Source organism: Pantoea sp. USMM079, assembly GCF_037153115.1.
GTDB lineage: Bacteria > Pseudomonadota > Gammaproteobacteria > Enterobacterales > Enterobacteriaceae > Pantoea > Pantoea communis.
The window spans coordinates 13872-30039 of record NZ_JBBCKX010000002.1; the positions used below are offsets into that span (position 1 = coordinate 13872).

General features: G+C 53.9%; 16 protein-coding genes. 8 read left to right on the forward strand and 8 right to left on the reverse strand.

Annotated features, from left to right (window positions below; translation table 11 throughout):
• A complete protein-coding gene (locus WFP70_RS04545) occupies positions 1-1215 on the forward strand; it encodes an acyl-CoA dehydrogenase family protein (protein WP_337022748.1) in 1215 nt (404 codons plus the stop codon).
• Between the two features lie 35 nt (positions 1216-1250).
• On the opposite strand, the gene WFP70_RS04550 is transcribed toward WFP70_RS04545, so the two are convergent.
• On the reverse strand, positions 1251-2105 hold the full coding sequence (locus WFP70_RS04550) for a LysR family transcriptional regulator (RefSeq protein WP_072226533.1): 855 nt from the start codon (positions 2103-2105) through the stop codon (positions 1251-1253).
• A gap of 108 nt (positions 2106-2213) precedes the next feature.
• On the opposite strand from WFP70_RS04550, the gene WFP70_RS04555 reads away from it, so the two are divergent.
• Positions 2214-3173, forward strand: a complete 960-nt coding sequence (locus tag WFP70_RS04555) for a quinone oxidoreductase family protein (RefSeq protein WP_337022749.1) — start codon at positions 2214-2216, stop codon at positions 3171-3173.
• Positions 3174-3206: 33 nt separating this feature from the next.
• Here the strand turns inward: WFP70_RS04555 and WFP70_RS04560 are convergent, their stop codons facing one another.
• Positions 3207-4154 (reverse strand): sulfonate ABC transporter substrate-binding protein, encoded by a 948-nt coding sequence (locus WFP70_RS04560; RefSeq protein WP_166935264.1) that lies wholly within the window; start codon positions 4152-4154, stop codon positions 3207-3209.
• A 252-nt stretch (positions 4155-4406) separates the two neighbouring features.
• Between WFP70_RS04560 and WFP70_RS04565 the strand changes: the two genes are divergently transcribed.
• Positions 4407-6464, forward strand: coding sequence for an FUSC family protein (locus tag WFP70_RS04565; protein ID WP_337022750.1), 2058 nt, complete (start codon positions 4407-4409; stop codon positions 6462-6464).
• A gap of 94 nt (positions 6465-6558) precedes the next feature.
• Positions 6559-7254: an aspartate/glutamate racemase family protein gene (locus tag WFP70_RS04570; RefSeq protein ID WP_337022751.1), complete on the forward strand. Its 696-nt coding sequence runs from the start codon at positions 6559-6561 to the stop codon at positions 7252-7254.
• A gap of 122 nt (positions 7255-7376) precedes the next feature.
• Here WFP70_RS04570 and WFP70_RS04575 read toward each other — a convergent pair whose 3' ends face one another.
• The 6 genes from WFP70_RS04575 to WFP70_RS04600 all read right to left on the reverse strand — a co-directional run bounded on the left by WFP70_RS04575 (position 7377) and on the right by WFP70_RS04600 (position 12179).
• Positions 7377-8648 (reverse strand): alanine racemase, encoded by a 1272-nt coding sequence (locus tag WFP70_RS04575; RefSeq protein WP_337022752.1) that lies wholly within the window; start codon positions 8646-8648, stop codon positions 7377-7379.
• An 11-nt stretch (positions 8649-8659) separates the two neighbouring features.
• Complete coding sequence (locus WFP70_RS04580; protein WP_034822369.1) at positions 8660-9397, reverse strand: amino acid ABC transporter ATP-binding protein; 738 nt, start codon at positions 9395-9397, stop codon at positions 8660-8662.
• Entirely contained in the window at positions 9394-10038 is a 645-nt protein-coding gene (locus WFP70_RS04585) for an amino acid ABC transporter permease (RefSeq protein ID WP_045815500.1), read from the reverse strand. Before WFP70_RS04585 ends, WFP70_RS04580 begins: the two co-directional genes overlap by 4 nt.
• Positions 10035-10772 carry an amino acid ABC transporter permease gene (locus WFP70_RS04590; RefSeq protein WP_045833600.1) on the reverse strand — a complete coding sequence of 246 codons (738 nt, stop codon included), beginning with the start codon at positions 10770-10772 and terminating at the stop codon, positions 10035-10037. The genes WFP70_RS04585 and WFP70_RS04590 overlap by 4 nt, the downstream gene beginning before the upstream one ends.
• A 50-nt stretch (positions 10773-10822) precedes the next feature.
• Entirely contained in the window at positions 10823-11647 is an 825-nt protein-coding gene (locus tag WFP70_RS04595; RefSeq protein ID WP_034822375.1) for an ABC transporter substrate-binding protein, read from the reverse strand.
• Between the two features lie 139 nt (positions 11648-11786).
• Positions 11787-12179, reverse strand: coding sequence for a RidA family protein (locus tag WFP70_RS04600; protein ID WP_058960439.1), 393 nt, complete (start codon positions 12177-12179; stop codon positions 11787-11789).
• 381 nt (positions 12180-12560) lie between these two features.
• On the opposite strand from WFP70_RS04600, the gene WFP70_RS04605 reads away from it, so the two are divergent.
• The 4 genes from WFP70_RS04605 (at position 12561) to zigA (ending at position 16090) form a co-directional block, all read left to right on the forward strand.
• A complete protein-coding gene (locus tag WFP70_RS04605; protein ID WP_034822379.1) occupies positions 12561-13316 on the forward strand; it encodes an IclR family transcriptional regulator in 756 nt (251 codons plus the stop codon).
• Between the two features lie 44 nt (positions 13317-13360).
• Positions 13361-13555 (forward strand): hypothetical protein, encoded by a 195-nt coding sequence (locus WFP70_RS04610; protein ID WP_337022753.1) that lies wholly within the window; start codon positions 13361-13363, stop codon positions 13553-13555.
• A 56-nt stretch (positions 13556-13611) separates the two neighbouring features.
• Positions 13612-14718: an ABC transporter substrate-binding protein gene (locus WFP70_RS04615; protein WP_337022754.1), complete on the forward strand. Its 1107-nt coding sequence runs from the start codon at positions 13612-13614 to the stop codon at positions 14716-14718.
• Positions 14719-14878: 160 nt separating this feature from the next.
• Positions 14879-16090, forward strand: a complete 1212-nt coding sequence (gene zigA / locus WFP70_RS04620; RefSeq protein ID WP_337022755.1) for a zinc metallochaperone GTPase ZigA — start codon at positions 14879-14881, stop codon at positions 16088-16090.
• The last annotated feature ends 78 nt before the right edge of the window (positions 16091-16168 follow it).

Below are 16168 nucleotides of genomic sequence, written 5' to 3' on the forward strand. Positions count from 1 at the left end.
ATGAGCCAACTTTCTACAGGCACCGATTACGCTGCGCTGGCGGCGCATTTCCGCCCACTGTTTGATCGTATTGCTGAAGGCGCAGTGGAGCGCGAACGCAGCCGCACCTTGCCCCATGAAGCAATCACCTGGTTAAAAGAGGCGGGCTTCGGCACGGTACGCATCCCTAAAGAGCAGGGCGGGTGGGGCGCATCGCTACCGCAGCTGTTCCAATTGCTTACCGAACTGGCGGAAGCGGATTCCAATCTGCCGCAGGCATTACGTGCGCACTTTGCATTTGTCGAGGACCGCCTCAACCAGCCCGCGAGTGCAGAGCGCGATCGCTGGTTCCGCCGCTTTAACGATGGCGAGCTGGTGGGCAGTGGCTGGACAGAAATTGGCACAGTCAAACTCGGGGATGTGATTACCCGCGTCACGCCCGTCTCAAATGGCTGGACGCTCAACGGCGAGAAGTTTTACAGCACGGGCACGTTGTTTGCGGACTGGATTGATGTGTATGCACGACGCAACGATAACCAGGGTGATGTCATCGCTCTGGTAAGCACTCACCAACCTGGTATAACGCGTGAAGACGATTGGGATGGTTTCGGCCAGCGCTTGACCGGCAGCGGAACCACACGCTTTGACAACGCTCACGTCGAGCAGGAACACGTCTTCGATTTCGCCACGCGCTTCCAATATCAAACCGCGTTCTATCAACATGTGCTATTGGCAACACTAGCCGGGATCGGGAGGGCAGTCGCACGCGATGGTGCAAAAGCGGTGGCCGCTCGCAATCGTATCTACAGCCACAGCAACGGCGATTCATCACGTCAGGATGTGCAGGTGCTACAGGTCATCGGTGAGATCACCAGCCTGGCGTTTGCCGTCGAAGCGACGGTGATCCGCGCCGCACATTCACTGCAATCAGCGTATGAAGCGCACTTAAGCAGCGACGAAGCGCAACTTCTGGCAGTGAATGCGCTGGCAGAAGCTGAAGCGGGTCAGGCACAGGTGATCGCCAGTGAGCTGGTACCACGCGCAGCAACTGAGTTGTTTAACGCGATCGGCGCGTCGGATACGCGTATCAGCAAAGCGCTAGACCGCCACTGGCGTAATGCGCGTACCGTCTCGTCACACAATCCGGTGATCTATAAAGCACGTGACATCGGTGGCTGGAAGGTTAACGGGACGCCGCCGACAGGGATCTGGCAAATTGGGCGCGGGGAAGGGTAAAACATTTCATGCCGGGCGGCTTGAGCCGCCCACTTCTAATACAACGTTTTTAAACTGTCCTGAATCACATTCAGCGCCGTGGTGACATTGGAATTCGGCCGCCGCGTGACAAACAAACCATATGTCACTTTTACCGGAGCCTGCGCGACATTCACCAGACGCATACTGTCATGACGAATGAGTTCCGCTGGCAGCATGGCCACACCCAATCCGCCTTCAACAGCGGGGATGATCGCACCCAGGTTGGAGCTGGTTACCGCGATCCTAAACTCCTTGCCTGCTTCAATCAGCGCATCAAACATCAAGCGTCGCCATGAACAAGGTTCACCGCAAACAATAGCATCGACCGTCAGCGCGCTATCCCAGGGATAGTCAATTCCGCACACCCAATGCAGGTCGATCTCCCAACTGGTTAACGGGTCTTCACTGAAACCGGCGGTCAGACCCAAGACCATATCAAACGCGCTCTCCTGCCAACGCCTGGCGAGGATGTGATCGCTCTCAATGGAAAGCTCGATGTGCAGACCCGGACACAATCTTCTCAGCCTGCCAAGTGCAAAGGGGAGCAAACTCGATGCCACATCTTCGGACATACCGATGCGAAGTGTGCCGGCGGGCGTACTTTCACTCAGTTGCGCGACCGCCATTTCCCCCAACGCGAGAATTCGCACCGCAAAACTGAGCAGCACTTCTCCCTCTTTGGTGGGCACAACGCCTCGCCCAGTCCGACGCAGCAAACGTTGGCCCGTATGCTCTTCCAGTCGGCGGATCTGTGCACTGAGAGCGGATTGCGCGCGTCCTGCCTGTTCGGCGGCGCGTGTCAGGCTGCGGTGATGACAAACGGCAACGAAAGTACGAAGCAGCGCGGGTTCAAAATTGTCCGATATCATGATGTGATTATGTCTGATACATGTGAATGCAGCCTACCAACATATCATCGGCTTCGCTACGCTTTAACGACCAATCATTATTCGTATTCAGAAACGTGGAGAGCAGAGATGAAAGCAGTCACTTACCCCCAACCAGGAGGTCCGGAGGTTTTACAACTGATGGATGTCGCTGAACCTTCGATTACGCAGGATGAGCTGCTGGTGGCGGTGGAAGCCATTAGTGTTGAGGGTGGCGATATCATTTCGCGCAATAGTCAGCACTTACAAGCGGGTGAGTCGCTTGGCTATGCGGCGGCAGGAACCATTCTTGATATCGGTTCAAACGTGACGGGATTTGAGATTGGTCAGAAAGTGGCAACGTTCAACTGGCGAGGTGCCTATGCAGAACGTCGCGCTGTCGCTGCCTATAACTGCTTTCCTGTTCCAGAAGGCCTCGATGCGCGCATTGCTGCTGCCATTCCGGTTGGGCCAGGCACCGCTGCATGGGCGTTTCATTTAGGTCAGCTGCAGCCAGGCCAAACCGTACTGATTCTCGGCGCGGCGGGTGGGGTGGGCATGGCAGCGGTCCAACTGGCCTCTAGAATGGGTGTCCGGGTGATCGGAACCGGTACGCGTCCCGAATCACTGGAAAAATTACGTGAATTTGGCCTCAATGACGCCATTGTGGTGGGTGACAAGCAGGCTGGCGAGCAGGTGCGGGAATTGCTGGGCGGCAATAAAGTGGATTTACTGATCGATACCATCGGCGGCGCAGCATTGTCAGATGGCATTGAAGTATTAAAAGACGGCGGGTCGGCGGTTCTGATCGGCATTCTCGCTGGACGTAATCAGATGGTCAATGCGGAATATCTGCTGTTGCACCGTATTACGTTGATCGGATGCTTGCTGGGACCAGAATGGGGTGAAAAACAGATTGCCCGCGATTTGGTGAATGAACTGATGGTGATGGCGGCGAAAGGCGAACTGATCGTGCCTATCGATAGTACTTTCCCGCTGGAAAAGGTGGTTGAAGCGCATCAACGAGCAGAAACGCGTGGGCGTTTAGGCAGAGTGTTTATAACTGTTTAACAGTGTGCGGCCGCAAGGCCGCACACTATCTGGTCACTGCTTATCCAGTGACCAGGTCGCACTGCGCACATCCACTTTCACCGGCAGCAGTCCGACACGGGTAAACGTATCGGCTAACGCCTGCTGTTCATCGAACACCTGCGGCGTCATACGCGTAGCGCCATACGGCAGGCGTTTCAAGGTGGTCTGCCAGATTGCCTTATCTAACCCGGTCGATTTGGACAGAATCGCGGCAGCCTCATCCTGATTGGCGTTCGCCCAGTCACTCAATTTGCTCAATTCATCCACCACCTGTTTCGCGGTGTCAGGATGGCCTTCGGCAAAGGGGCGGCTGGCGAGATAGAAGGTGTAATGCGGCACCAAACCTTCTGCATTGCGGATTTCACGCGCGTCGGCGTTCGCTTCCACTTCTGCGAGGAACGGATCCCAAATCACCCACGCATCAATCGCGCCTTTCTGGAAGGCGGCGCGCGCATCAGCTGGTGGCAGGTAAACGGGTTTCACGTCCTTATAATTCAGTCCGGCATCTTCCAGCGCTTTCACCAGCAAATAATTCACGTCAGAACCCTTGTTCAACCCAACGCGCTTACCTTTCAAATCCGCCACGCTTTTGATCGGCGAATCTTTAGGTACCACGATGGCTTCGGTTTTGGGGTTAGCAGGGGAGTGACCGAGGTAAATCAAATCCGCTTTGGCAGCCTGCGCGAAAGCGGGTGGAGCATCGCCGGTGGCGGCTAAATCGATGCTGCCCACGTTTAGCCCTTCCAGCATCTGCGGCCCGGCCGGAAATTCTACCCAGCGGACATTGATGCCTTCCTTCTTGAAGGTTTCATCCAGCGTGCCGCGATACTTCAGCAGCGCAAAGATATTGGCTTTCTGATAGCCGATGGTCACGGTTTCTGGTTTAGCGGCAAAGGCGTGCGCAGAGAGCAGGCCAAAGCTAAGCGCCAACGCGCTCAGAGCAGGAATTTTTGTTTGCATGATGAGTCTCTCGTGGATTTTTTCTCACCATAGCAAAGCGCTTATATAACCAATAAATAACGAATTTCGATCGCTTATAACCTAATTTTTTGTGATCAAGATCATTCACTGTAATCAGCATGTCATCTTGATTTGCATAGATGCCCAGATAATTAGCACGGTAATAATTTGTATAACAAATCAAAATGTCATCTCGATATGCTTCTGTCAGGATAGGCGCTTACGTTGCCTGCTATGGGTTTCTTTCGCTCTATGAAGTGGTTTTCACAAAGCGCAGTGCTGTTTTCTGCCAAAACTTGTCTTGCCGCCTTTCTGGCTTTTTACATTGCTCTGGAACTCAATCTCGATAAACCGGCCTGGTCACTGACTACAGTGTACGTTGCCTCACAACTCTATTCGGGTTCGACCGTATCGAAATCGGTGTTTCGCTTCTTTGGCACCGTGCTGGGTGGGCTGTTTACACTGCTAATCTATCCCACTACGGTAGAGTCACCGATGCTGTTCAGCCTGTGCATCTCTTTATGGGTGGCGGTATGTCTCTATCTGTCGCTGCATGACCGCACGCCGAAAAGCTATGTGTTTATGCTCGCCGGTTACAGTGCGGCGATCATGGGCTTTCCCGACGTCACGTCACCCTCGGCCATCACCTACACGGTGATTTCGCGTATTGAAGAGATCACGGTGGCGATCATCTGCAGCAGCCTGGTGCACCGCTTAATCATGCCAGTGTCGATGCGCAGTCTGTTGGAGCAAAGCGTCAGCCTGTGGTACCAGAATGCGCGCAAGCTGTGCAGCGAGTTAGTCACGGTGATGCCAGCTGATAAATCGGTGGAACGAGAAGATATCCTGGTGCAGATGGCGAACTATCCTCTCAACGTCGAAACCCTGATTACACACTGTGTATATGAAGGCGATGCCGCGCGACGTCTGGTGCGGTTGGTCAGCGTGCAGTATCAACACCTCTCCTATTTGATTCCAACGCTGACAGCGATTGAGTCGCGGCTTAATTTGCTGGCGCAGCAGGAAATCCGTTTTCCGGACTATGTTGCAGAGGCATTCCAGCAGTTTTTGTTATGGCTGAACGGCGATGATCAGGTTCAGATTCACGATGTTTTGACCGTTGCACAGGCGCAGTTGAAGCAGGCCTGGCAGGAGGGGCGGCTCAACAGTGAAGAGAGTATTTTGTTGATTGGATTGCTGGAGCGCCTGCTCAACTTCGTGCGTATCGCTAATGCCTATCACAGCGTCAGCGAGCGCGTGAGTGAATGGACACCGACCGTCAAGCCGGGAAAAACCGTGCGTGCGCATAAGCATGTCGATAAAGGTTTGCTGTTGCTTTCCTGCTTTACTGCGTTTCTGGCCACCTTCGCCACCTGCTTGTTCTGGATCGGCAGCGGCTGGAAAGATGGCTCGACTGCGCCAATGATGGCGGCGGTGCTCTGCTCATTCTTTGCCGGGCTGGACAGTCCTATCGCGCCGATGAAGCTATTCCTGAAAGGCGTATTGATCTCAATGGCGATCAGTCTGCTTTACGTTACCGTGTTGATACCACAAGCGGTAACGTTTGAAGCGATGATCATCTGCCTCGCGCCCGGACTATTTGCGCTGGGATTGGTGATTGCCAACCCGGCAACCAATTTGATTGGCCTGATTGTCGCCACGCAGATTCCGGGGTTGATTGGTATGAGCCACCATTTCAAGCCCGATCTTCTGCTTATAGTGAACGCCATGATTTCGACGCTGGTGGGCATTGTCATCGCCCTGGTGCTGACATTGCTTATTCGTAACAAGCGTCCATCGTGGACGGCGAAACGCGCGGTGCGTAAAGGGATCCGCGATTTGCTGCAGTTTATCGCTGCGCTGCGTCTCAACACGGTAACGATGACGGCGCGCCAGCAATTTGTGGCGCGTACGCTGGATAAGGTGAACATTATCTTGCCACGTAAGCGCGTCGATCCCTCGCCCGATCTGGTTTCCGGCGGCAATCTGATTGCCGAGGCCTGGCTTGGCGCCAACTGTTACGACTATTACACGCGGCACAAAGCGCTGCTGACCGAGAATGGCATTGAGAGTGCGGCGATGTTCCATGAGCTGAGTGTGTTCCTCAAACGCAGGCTGAAATCACTGCAGACACAGCCCCATTCGGCGTTGCTGCATGAACTTAATCGCCTGCTGCTGGGTTTAGAAGCGCGAACATTACAGGAACAGGCGTTGTTTACGCCGATGTTCCATCTGTTCAATATCCGCTTATCGCTGTTTCCCTCAGCGCGCTGGCCGGAAAACGCGTCACTTGAGGTTGATCGCGCATAAGTGTGCCGCAAACCCTGTATTTAAGCTGGGGGGCATGCACCAGACTGACAAATCCCGTACAGTGCTGAACAGGCTTGATAAAGGAAAATCGCAGATGAAGATGATCGGTTTGATCGGTGGAATGAGTTGGGAATCGACGGCGCTCTACTACCGCATCATCAATGAACAGGTGAAGCAGCAACTTGGCGGATTGCACTCGGCGCGCAGCCTGATGTACAGCGTCGACTTTCAGGAAATTGAGAAGCTGCAAGTGGCGGGGGAATGGCAGCGAGCCGGCGAGATTCTGGCAGAAGCCGCGCGCAGTCTGGAAAAGGGCGGGGCGGACTTCATTGTGCTCTGTACTAACACCATGCACAAAGTCGCTGACCAGATTACCGGTGCCGTGGCTATCCCGCTGCTCCATATCGCTGATGCGACAGCTCAGCGTATTCAATCCGCTGGCGTGAAGCGTGTGGGCTTACTGGCGACGGCATTTACCATGGAGCAGGAATTCTACAAAGGCCGTCTGGCGCAGTCCGGCATTAATGTGCTGGTACCGGATGCATCGGGCCGGAAGACGGTGCATGACATCATCTATCAGGAGTTGTGTCTTGGCATTATTCGTGAGTCGTCGCGAGCACGTTATCGTGAGGTGATTGCTGAGCTGGTGGCGCAGGGCGCCGAAGCGATCATTTTGGGTTGCACCGAAATTACCCTGCTGGTGAGGCCCGAAGATGCCAGCGTGCCGCTGTTTGATACCACGTTGATTCATGCCGAGGATGCGGTGAAACTGGCTCTGGCAACAAAATAATTATCCTGCTAATTATTTTGTGTGTTATTATATGCTCATTGAAGGCACAACGTCTGACCCCACATGGTCGTACAGGGATGTGCCAGAACTGGCTGCCAATACGTTGGCAGCCTTTTTTGTGGTCAGAATGCTGTTTCCAGTGAATCTGTGACGCAATAATCGTCGTCCACCAGTGGCAGATAGCGCCATTTATCAAAAGCGGTGCAGGGATGAGAGATACCGCATCCTACCCAATCACCCGGCTGCAACGTTTCATCATCGGGCAGCAGCAGATACGCATGTTGATCGTTGACGTCACTGATACGCAGATGGGTTGCCGCGCGCGGTTCACTGCCATCTGCGTTGCGGATCCACAATGGATTGGGCAGATCCTGGTCGAACGGCACATCACGCCGACCAAAATCGACAAAAGCCAATCCTGGCTCAGGACGAGACAATACCCGCCCCCAAATCTCCAGCGCTGCATCGAAGTGATGGCTCGAACCCGGTTGCGCGAAGGGTGCAATGCGCGCATACAAGCCGCTGTCATGCGCCATATAGGCACCGGATCGAATCAAGGGTGTCATCGGCAGCGGTAATGTCGCGGCAGTAAAGCATTCGGTCACCACGTCAAACCAGGCGCCACCGCCAGCGCTGAGGATGATGTGATTGCTGCTAAAGAGTTGATGGTCTGCCAGCAGTGCAGCGGTGCTGATCATCATCTGACAATACGCTTTCACGCGCTGAATACCGGCTTCATCGCGACCCGCACCCAGCGCACCTTCATAACCGGCCACGCCCACCAATTGCAGTGAAGGGCTGGCTTTAATCGCTTCGGCAATCTTGATTGCTTCCTGTTGGGAACGGCAGCCGGTGCGACCACCGCTCACCGACATCTCCAGTAATACGGAAATCTGAGCATCACCGAGATGCTGCTCCAGCAATTTTACGCCCTGCAGTGAATCCACATAGCAGAGGAAACCGTGGTCGGGATGCTGCTGCTGCCATTGGCCAATCCAGCGAATGCCCGCCGGATCGACCAGCTGATTGGCGAGAAACACATTGCGGATGCCAAACTGACGCAGCGCACGCACCTGTGCTGGCGTGGCAGCACCCAATCCCCACGCGCCACCTTCGCTAATGGCGCGGCGCAAGATCGCGGGCGACATTGAGGTTTTCCCGTGTGCTGCCAGCATGATGCCGCTCTCCTGGCAAAACGTGGCAAGCTGGTGGAGGTTGTTCTGCAGCGCTGATTGCTTCATCACCATCAACGGCGAGAATACTTCATCACTGGTAAAAACGTTACTGCCCGGCGTTAAAGGTTGATCGCCAGCTCCCGCTACCGATTTAAACCGTGGCGCAGGTTGTTGGGCATCCAGCAAACCGTCTGCCTGCAGTGGAAAACGAATCGACATAGTGGCTCCTGTTAGTGCTCAAGCACACGCGATAAGAATTGCTGAGTGCGCGGGTTCTGCGGATTAACAAAGATTTGCTCCGGCGAACCCTGCTCAGCGATAACGCCCTGATCCATAAACACCACGCGATCGGCCGTTTTACGGGCAAAGCCCATTTCGTGCGTCACCACCACCATGGTCATGCCTTCACGTGCCAGGCTGCGCATCACTTCCATCACCTCGCCAACCAGCTCCGGGTCCAGTGCGGAGGTGGCCTCATCAAAGAACATGATCTTCGGTTCCACCGCCAGCGCGCGCGCAATGGCCACGCGCTGCTGCTGACCACCGGAAAGCTGTGCCGGATAGTGATGCGCGCGTTCCGCCAGCCCAACGCGAGTCAGCGCTGCCATACCGCGTTTGTTGGCTTCCGCTTCCGACAGTTTTTGCGCTTTAATCAGCGCCAGGGTGACGTTACCCAGCGCGGTTTTGTGCGGGAACAGGTTGAACTGCTGGAACACCATGCCGACATGGCCGCAAATTTCGCTGCTGCGCTTACGGTCGTGCAATGGCACTTTGTTGACCCATATTTCGCCGCCATCAGCGGTTTCCAGGCCGCTCATGATGCGCAGCACAGTGCTTTTTCCTGAGCCGGATGCACCAATTAACACCAGCACTTCGCCGGGTGAAACATCCAGACTGATCTCTTTCAGCACCTGAGTGGAGCCAAAGGATTTAGTAATGCGGCTCAGCGTAATCGCAGATTGGCTCATGATATCTGGCTCCTGGTTTGATGATGTTGAACCCAACGTGAAAGCGGGAAGCAAATGGCGAAGTAGAGCAGGGCAACCAGGCCGTAAATCACCACCGGTTGGCCGATGCGATCGACAATCGCCTGGCCCTGATGCATCAGTTCGGACATGCCGATCATGCTGACGATCGAGGTGTCTTTAATCAGCGAAAGATACTGACCGGCCAGCGGCGGCAACACGATGCCACGGGTTTGGGGCAATACCACGCTCATGAAGGTTTGACGTTTGGAAAGGCCGAGAATCCAGGACACTTCCCACTGTCCTTTCGGTACCGCTTCAATCCCGGCGCGGAACACTTCGGCGATATAGGCACCTTGATAGATGCTCAAACCGAGGATCCCGGCGGCAAACAGGTTGATCTCATAACCGAAGTAGGCCACGCCGAAGTAGATGAACATCAGCGTGATCAGCACCGGCGTACCGCGAAACAGCTCGGTATAGAGTACGGCGATCTGTTTGGCGACCGGCAATCGGCTGGTGCGCAACACTGCCGCCAGTAAGCCCAGTAACGTGCTGCCGATAATGGCGGCGATGGACAGCAACAGCGTGATACCCAGTCCTTTCAGCAGGATGGGGAAAGAGCTGATGATAAGCTCGCTCATAGCGCATTCTCCTGTTTCACTGGATTAGTCAGCCATTTTTTTGCCCACCACCAGGCGGACTTTTTTACCGGGGTCACCAGCGGCGGGTGGAACATGCGCCGTCCTGCCACCGTGCCCAGCCAGGAGAACAGATTGCTCAGCACCAGATAGACCAGCGCGACCACGCTAAAGGTCTGGATATACAGCAGAGTGCGGGCGTTGATCACCGTGGCGGTGCCGGTCAGTTCTGGCAGGGCAATCGCAGAAAGCAGCGAAGTACCGAGCAGCAGCTGAATCAGGTTGTTGATGATCGCCGGCCATACGGCGCGTGCCGCCTGCGGCAGCACCACGCTGAGAAAGATTTGCCGACGCGGGATGCCGAGAATATAAGCGGCTTCGAGCTGACCTTTTGGCACCGATTGAATCCCGGCACGAAAGGTTTCAGACAAGTAAGCGCCAACGTTGATGCCCAGCGCCAGCACCCCGGCGGTAAAGGCACTCATGGTGATGCCCAGCGAGGGCAGGCCAAAGAAGATGATGAAAATTTGCAGCAGCACCGGCGTGTTGCGAATAAACTCGACGTAGCAGTGACTGATCCAGCGCAGGGGAGCAACAGGCGATGATTTCGCTAATGCCGACAATAAACCCAATGCTACCGCCAGCACGAAGGCCAGCAATGTCACCTGCAGTGTCAGCCATGCGGCCTCAAGAAAGGTGTCGGCATAGCGCCAGAGGGTTAGCCATTGATAACTCATGGTTTGACTCCTTCGAACGGCGCGGCATCAACTGCCGCGCCGCACATCAATCAATATTGCGGATTCAGCGGGTAACGTGGCTTGCTACCGAACCATTTCTGGTACAGCTGGGCGTTTTCACCAGAAGCGTTGATTTCAAACAGGAATTCATTCAGATAGTTGGTCCACACCTGATCCCCCTGTTTCACACCGAAGGCGTTATATTCCAGTGGTACCAGCGCTTCGTTGGTCACGGTTAACGTCGGATCGAGCTTGGCCTGATAGGCGAGGAAGTTGTTGTCTTCGATCATCGCATCGGCCTGACCCTGTTTCACGGCGAGGATCGCGGCTTGTGATGAATCGTATTCCTGGATTTTCACGTCAATGCCGAGATTGCGCACTTCATCACCGTTGGTTGAACCCTTCACTGTGGCGATGGTTTTGCCTGCCATATCATGGGCAGATTGGATACCGCTGTTCTTGCGCACCAGCATCGCTTCACTGGCCACCACATACGGGTTGGTGAAGCCGATCTCTTTGGCGCGTTCAAGATTGCGGGTGAAGTTACAGAACACCACATCGACTTTATTGGTTTGCAGGTTAGGAATACGGTTGGCGCTGGTGGTATTCACCATCTCCAGTTTCACGCCCATCTCCTTGGCCAGTGCTTTAGCCAAATCAACGTCATAACCATCCGGGTTGCCGTCTTTGTCATAAAAACCAAAGGGGGCAAAGCTCAGGCAGTCACCGACACGCAGCGTGCCGCGTTGCAGTACGTTCTGCAGGGCCGATTGCGGTGCGGCGCCAGCCTCTTTTTTTTCTTCGGTGGGTGTGCAGCCAGCTAAAACCAGTAACGCCAGCGCAGCGGCGCCGAATTTAAGCGATGTTGTGTTCATTTTATGCTCTCTATAAAATGGTTATGAGTCGGCGTAAAACCGATATTTCACAGCAAAATGAAAAGCATCAATTAATAACAGGCTGTCCTGGTGTGGGCGAAGAAATTAAAAATTCGTCAGCCTGTTTTAATCGTAATAATTATTTACGATCGGCGCGGAAGCATTTCATATCCACTTCCACTTTGCAGTCGACCACTAAATCCTGCACGCTACAAATACGCGCCGGTGGATTTCCACTGAATATCTCACTGAATACTTTATTAAAGGAACTGAAGTAGCGTGCGTCAGTCAACACCGCCGTGACGTGTACCACATCTTCCACGCGATAACCCGCCTCGCGCATGATAGTCAGACAGTTATCAAATGCTAACTGGGTCTGTTCAATGATACCGCCTTCCACCACTTCACCATCGCGCATCGGTGTCTGACCTGAGATATACAGCCAGCCATCGGCCTCTACCGCACGGGCGAAGGGCAACATTTGCCCGCCAGTGCCGGTCCCGCCTTCAATGCCATAACGTTTTATCGTCATGCAAATTGCCTCATTTCTGGAGTTGTTTGTTTGTCCGATATACCAGACTTGAATCTGCAATACCGGATAGGGCAAGATTTGCACAGTGGATTTGCTTTTGCAATATGTGATCGGCTATTTAATTTTTTGTGATGTAGTCGGGATCGCAAAATAAATTTATTGCGGAGTGTTCGTTTAATAAGAATGTGACCTTCGTCGAACATTTTTAATGTCAGCAAAAAATCGTTGCGCCAAAATGAGGCCCCAAAATAGATCGCCATAATATAACGTCAGTGACTAATTTTTATTTTTACGGGGATGGGTAATTGTTGCGTTGGGGTGTATGATGCTTTTCTTTTTTCATGTATTCCAATCGCACCAATGCAACAGGGGAGTAAGCGTATGCCGGATGAAAAACCGTCACGGGCGCGCGGTGTTGACCGGGTTATTGATATTTTCCGTCAGTTGCATATTGCCCGTCAGCCGATGGCGATGCGCGATTTGATAGATGCCACTGGCGCACCCCGATCCAGCGTTTATGAGTTGGTCAGTCTGCTCAGTGAAGCCGGGCTGGTGGAATTAGATGCAGATGGTGCGGTGTTTTTCGGTCGCGAGATGCACTATTACGGTGCGGATTACATGGCGCACAACGATCTGATCCGGCGCGCGCATCAGTTGATGGTCGAGATTGTGGCGCGCCATGGCGAAACTGTGCAGCTTTGTATGCTGGAGGGCAACAAGTACACGGTGGTGCTGTCCGAGAGCAGCAACGCGCACCCCTTCAAGATCACCTCAGATATCGGCGTACGCGTGCCCATCACCTGGACCGCTACCGGGCGTTTACTGCTCAGTAACTGGTCTGATAGCGCGATCCTCGATTTGATTCCAGAAGAAGATTACCGTCTGGCCAGCGGGCAGATTCTCGATAAGCAGGCGTTTCTCGATGAAATCCATCATGCCGGTAAGCTGGGCTATTGCATGACGGAAGGGCTTTCTGAAAGCTTTACCTGCTGTATGGCCGCGCCGATTCGCTCACGCAGCGGCCAGGCGGTGGCGGCGATCTGCTTTATGGTGAGCCGTGATACGTCGCAAGAGCGTCGGCAGATGCTGTTGCAGGAGTTGATTACCTCCGGGCAGAAGCTGTCCGATTTCACCTGACGCGCATTTCCCTGCTGCGGCGGCTTGCGGGCTGCCGGCAGGGAATGGATAATCCATCTGCCATCTGCCATCTGCCATCTGCCATCTGCCATCTGCCATCTGCCATCTGCCATCTGCCATCTGCCATCTGCCATCTGCCATCCGCCATCCGCCATCCGCCATCCGCCATCCAACCTTCATCACTCAGCATTAACACTCGGTTACAACCCATTGTCCTGGCGTTTATTTTCGGCCCTTAAGGTTGTGTTAAGGTAATTGATAATAATAACTATTCTTTTTACCACGGAGTTTTAGGATGAAAACGCGCCTGCTACTGGCAATGGGATTACTGGCTTCCACGGCGGCTTCGGCTACCACTTACCCGTTAACCGTCACCGATATGGACGGCAACACGCAAACCATCACTAAAGAACCGCAACACATTATCCTGCAGGATGGCCGCGATATTTTGACGCTGGCGCTGCTGGATCGTGATGACCCGTTCAAGCGTGTGGTGGCGTGGAATAACCTGCCGAAGAAACAAGACACCCAAACCTGGGATCTGCTGAAGGGCAAATGGCCCGAAGCGACCAAAATTGTTGATATGGGCTTCAGCGATCAAGGACAGGTCAATCTGGAAAGCGTGCTGGCGCAAAAGCCCGATATGATGATTGCCCAACTGCGCGCGAAACCGGCGCTGCAACAGTCAGGTGTATTGAGTACGCTGAATAATCTGCATATTCCCGTGGTGTTTGTAGATTATGAACTGCACCCCGCGCAAAACACGGCACCCAGCGTCACGCTGTTGGGCAAAGTGTTGAACCGTGAGAGCCAGGCTAAGGCCTATACCGATTTCTATCAGCAGAGGTTTGATCGCATCACCAAAGGCGTCGCTGAGGTGAAGAACAAGCCGACGGTGTTTATTGAGCCGATTGCCGGTAACAGCGATAACTGCTGCTTCACTCACAGTCACAATGGCTGGGGCGGACTAGTCGAAGCCGTAGGGGGTAAGAATATTGGTTCCGAGCTGTTGCCGGGCAACGTGGGCTTTATCGCGCTGGAAAAAATTATCGCGATGAAACCGGATGTTTACATCATGACCGGTTCAAAACGTCCTAACACCAACGTGCTGCCATTCGGCTACGGCGTGCAGCCGAAAGAGGTGAATGCCACTTTCCAGACACTGTTGAAACGTACCGGTCTGGCACAGATCGAGCCGGTGAAAAATGGCCGTGTTTATGGCGTGTACCATCATTTCTATAACCACCCTTACAACATCGTGGGGATGGAAATTTTGGCAAGAGACCTTTATCCGCAACAGTTTGCCGATTTGACGCCTAACGCCGACTTCCGCACTATCGTGCAAAAATTCACTAAGTTACCGGATGAAGCGATCGATCTAAGCTATCCCGATAATAAGTAATGCTTTATAGCGGGCCGAAACGGCCCGCTTTTTATTTGCCTTGAACAACAATCTTTCTTCGACGCAATGACAACCGTAATTGTTATGTTATAACATATCAATTATAACGTTTGGTGTGGCATGTCACCGCACCTGCACTTGTCATGTTGAAGGAGTTGCAATGTCATCATTATCCCCGAATTTTAAAAAGTTGCCGGTTACTGTCCTCTCCGGCTTTCTCGGCGCGGGCAAAACCACGCTGCTTAACCATATTCTCAATAATCGCGAAGGTCGCCGCGTGGCAGTGATCGTCAATGATATGTCAGAAGTGAATATCGATGCCGCCCTGGTGCGTGAGGGCGGGGCGGAGTTGTCGCGCACCGATGAGAAGTTAGTCGAGATGAGTAACGGCTGCATCTGCTGCACGCTGCGTGAAGATCTGCTGCTGGAGGTCGATCGGCTCGCAAAAGATGGCCGTTTCGATAACCTGGTGATCGAGTCTACCGGTATTTCCGAACCGCTCCCGGTGGCGGAAACCTTTACCTTTGCCGATGAAGATGGTCAGAGCCTGTCAGAAGTCGCTGCGCTGGACACCATGGTGACCGTCGTGGACGGCTTCAATTTCCTGCGCGATTACGAATCCAACGAGAGCATCAAATCCCGCGGTGAATCGCTGGGTGAAGAAGATGAACGCACGGTAGTGGATCTGCTGGTGGATCAGATTGAGTTCTGCGACGTGCTGATTCTGAACAAAACCGATTTGATTGATGAAGCGGAAAAAGCCCGCTTGCTGGCGATATTGCATTCTCTCAACCCGCGCGCACGCGTGGTGACCTCTGAGTTTGGCAAGGTTGCACTGAAGGAAGTGCTGAATACCGGTTTATTTGATTTTGATGCGGCCTCACAAGCCCCCGGCTGGTTGCAAGAACTGCGCGGTTCACATACGCCAGAAACCGAAGAGTATGGCATCCGCAACTTTGTGTTCCGCGCGCGTCGTCCTTTTCATCCTTCCCGCTTCGCCAGCGTTATCGAAGGCGATCTCAAAGGCGTGGTGCGGTCTAAGGGCTTCTTCTGGCTCGCCAGTCGTCCTCATTATGCCGGTTCCTGGTCACAGGCCGGTGGCGTGACGCGTCAGGGCTTAGCAGGCATGTGGTGGGCCAGCGCGCCGAAAGAGCGCTGGCCGGAAGATCCCGAGACGCTGGAATACATCATGCAGAACTGGGTCGAGGGCACTGGCGATGCGCGTCAGGAAATCGTTTTTATTGGTATTGAGATGGATGAAGCCCGTCTGCGCAACCAGCTGGAACATGCGCTGCTGACTGACGAAGAGATGGCGCAGGGCCCGGAAAACTGGGCCGAATATCCGGACCCGTTTGAACCCTGGTTTCACTGAGGAAGATGAACGCGAGGAACCAGGCAGATCGTTGACGGTGCAATGAACTGAGCGCCCGGCCACATATTTCTGCCTGAG

Bases quoted from the DNA above. Each gene is read 5' to 3' on its own strand.
- WFP70_RS04545 (WP_337022748.1), top strand. From the start codon at position 1: ATGAGCCAACTTTCTACAGGCACCGATTACGCTGCGCTGGCGGCGCAT.
- WFP70_RS04615 (WP_337022754.1), top strand. From the start codon at position 13,612: ATGAAAACGCGCCTGCTACTGGCAATGGGATTACTGGCTTCCACGGCG.
- WFP70_RS04605 (WP_034822379.1), top strand. From the start codon at position 12,561: ATGCCGGATGAAAAACCGTCACGGGCGCGCGGTGTTGACCGGGTTATT.
- WFP70_RS04600 (WP_058960439.1), bottom strand. From the start codon at position 12,179: ATGACGATAAAACGTTATGGCATTGAAGGCGGGACCGGCACTGGCGGG.
- WFP70_RS04575 (WP_337022752.1), bottom strand. From the start codon at position 8,648: ATGTCGATTCGTTTTCCACTGCAGGCAGACGGTTTGCTGGATGCCCAA.
- WFP70_RS04595 (WP_034822375.1), bottom strand. From the start codon at position 11,647: ATGAACACAACATCGCTTAAATTCGGCGCCGCTGCGCTGGCGTTACTG.
- WFP70_RS04585 (WP_045815500.1), bottom strand. From the start codon at position 10,038: ATGAGCGAGCTTATCATCAGCTCTTTCCCCATCCTGCTGAAAGGACTG.
- WFP70_RS04560 (WP_166935264.1), bottom strand. From the start codon at position 4,154: ATGCAAACAAAAATTCCTGCTCTGAGCGCGTTGGCGCTTAGCTTTGGC.
- zigA (WP_337022755.1), top strand. From the start codon at position 14,879: ATGTCATCATTATCCCCGAATTTTAAAAAGTTGCCGGTTACTGTCCTC.
- WFP70_RS04590 (WP_045833600.1), bottom strand. From the start codon at position 10,772: ATGAGTTATCAATGGCTAACCCTCTGGCGCTATGCCGACACCTTTCTT.
- WFP70_RS04565 (WP_337022750.1), top strand. From the start codon at position 4,407: ATGAAGTGGTTTTCACAAAGCGCAGTGCTGTTTTCTGCCAAAACTTGT.
- WFP70_RS04550 (WP_072226533.1), bottom strand. From the start codon at position 2,105: ATGATATCGGACAATTTTGAACCCGCGCTGCTTCGTACTTTCGTTGCC.
- WFP70_RS04580 (WP_034822369.1), bottom strand. From the start codon at position 9,397: ATGAGCCAATCTGCGATTACGCTGAGCCGCATTACTAAATCCTTTGGC.
- WFP70_RS04610 (WP_337022753.1), top strand. From the start codon at position 13,361: ATGGATAATCCATCTGCCATCTGCCATCTGCCATCTGCCATCTGCCAT.
- WFP70_RS04570 (WP_337022751.1), top strand. From the start codon at position 6,559: ATGAAGATGATCGGTTTGATCGGTGGAATGAGTTGGGAATCGACGGCG.
- WFP70_RS04555 (WP_337022749.1), top strand. From the start codon at position 2,214: ATGAAAGCAGTCACTTACCCCCAACCAGGAGGTCCGGAGGTTTTACAA.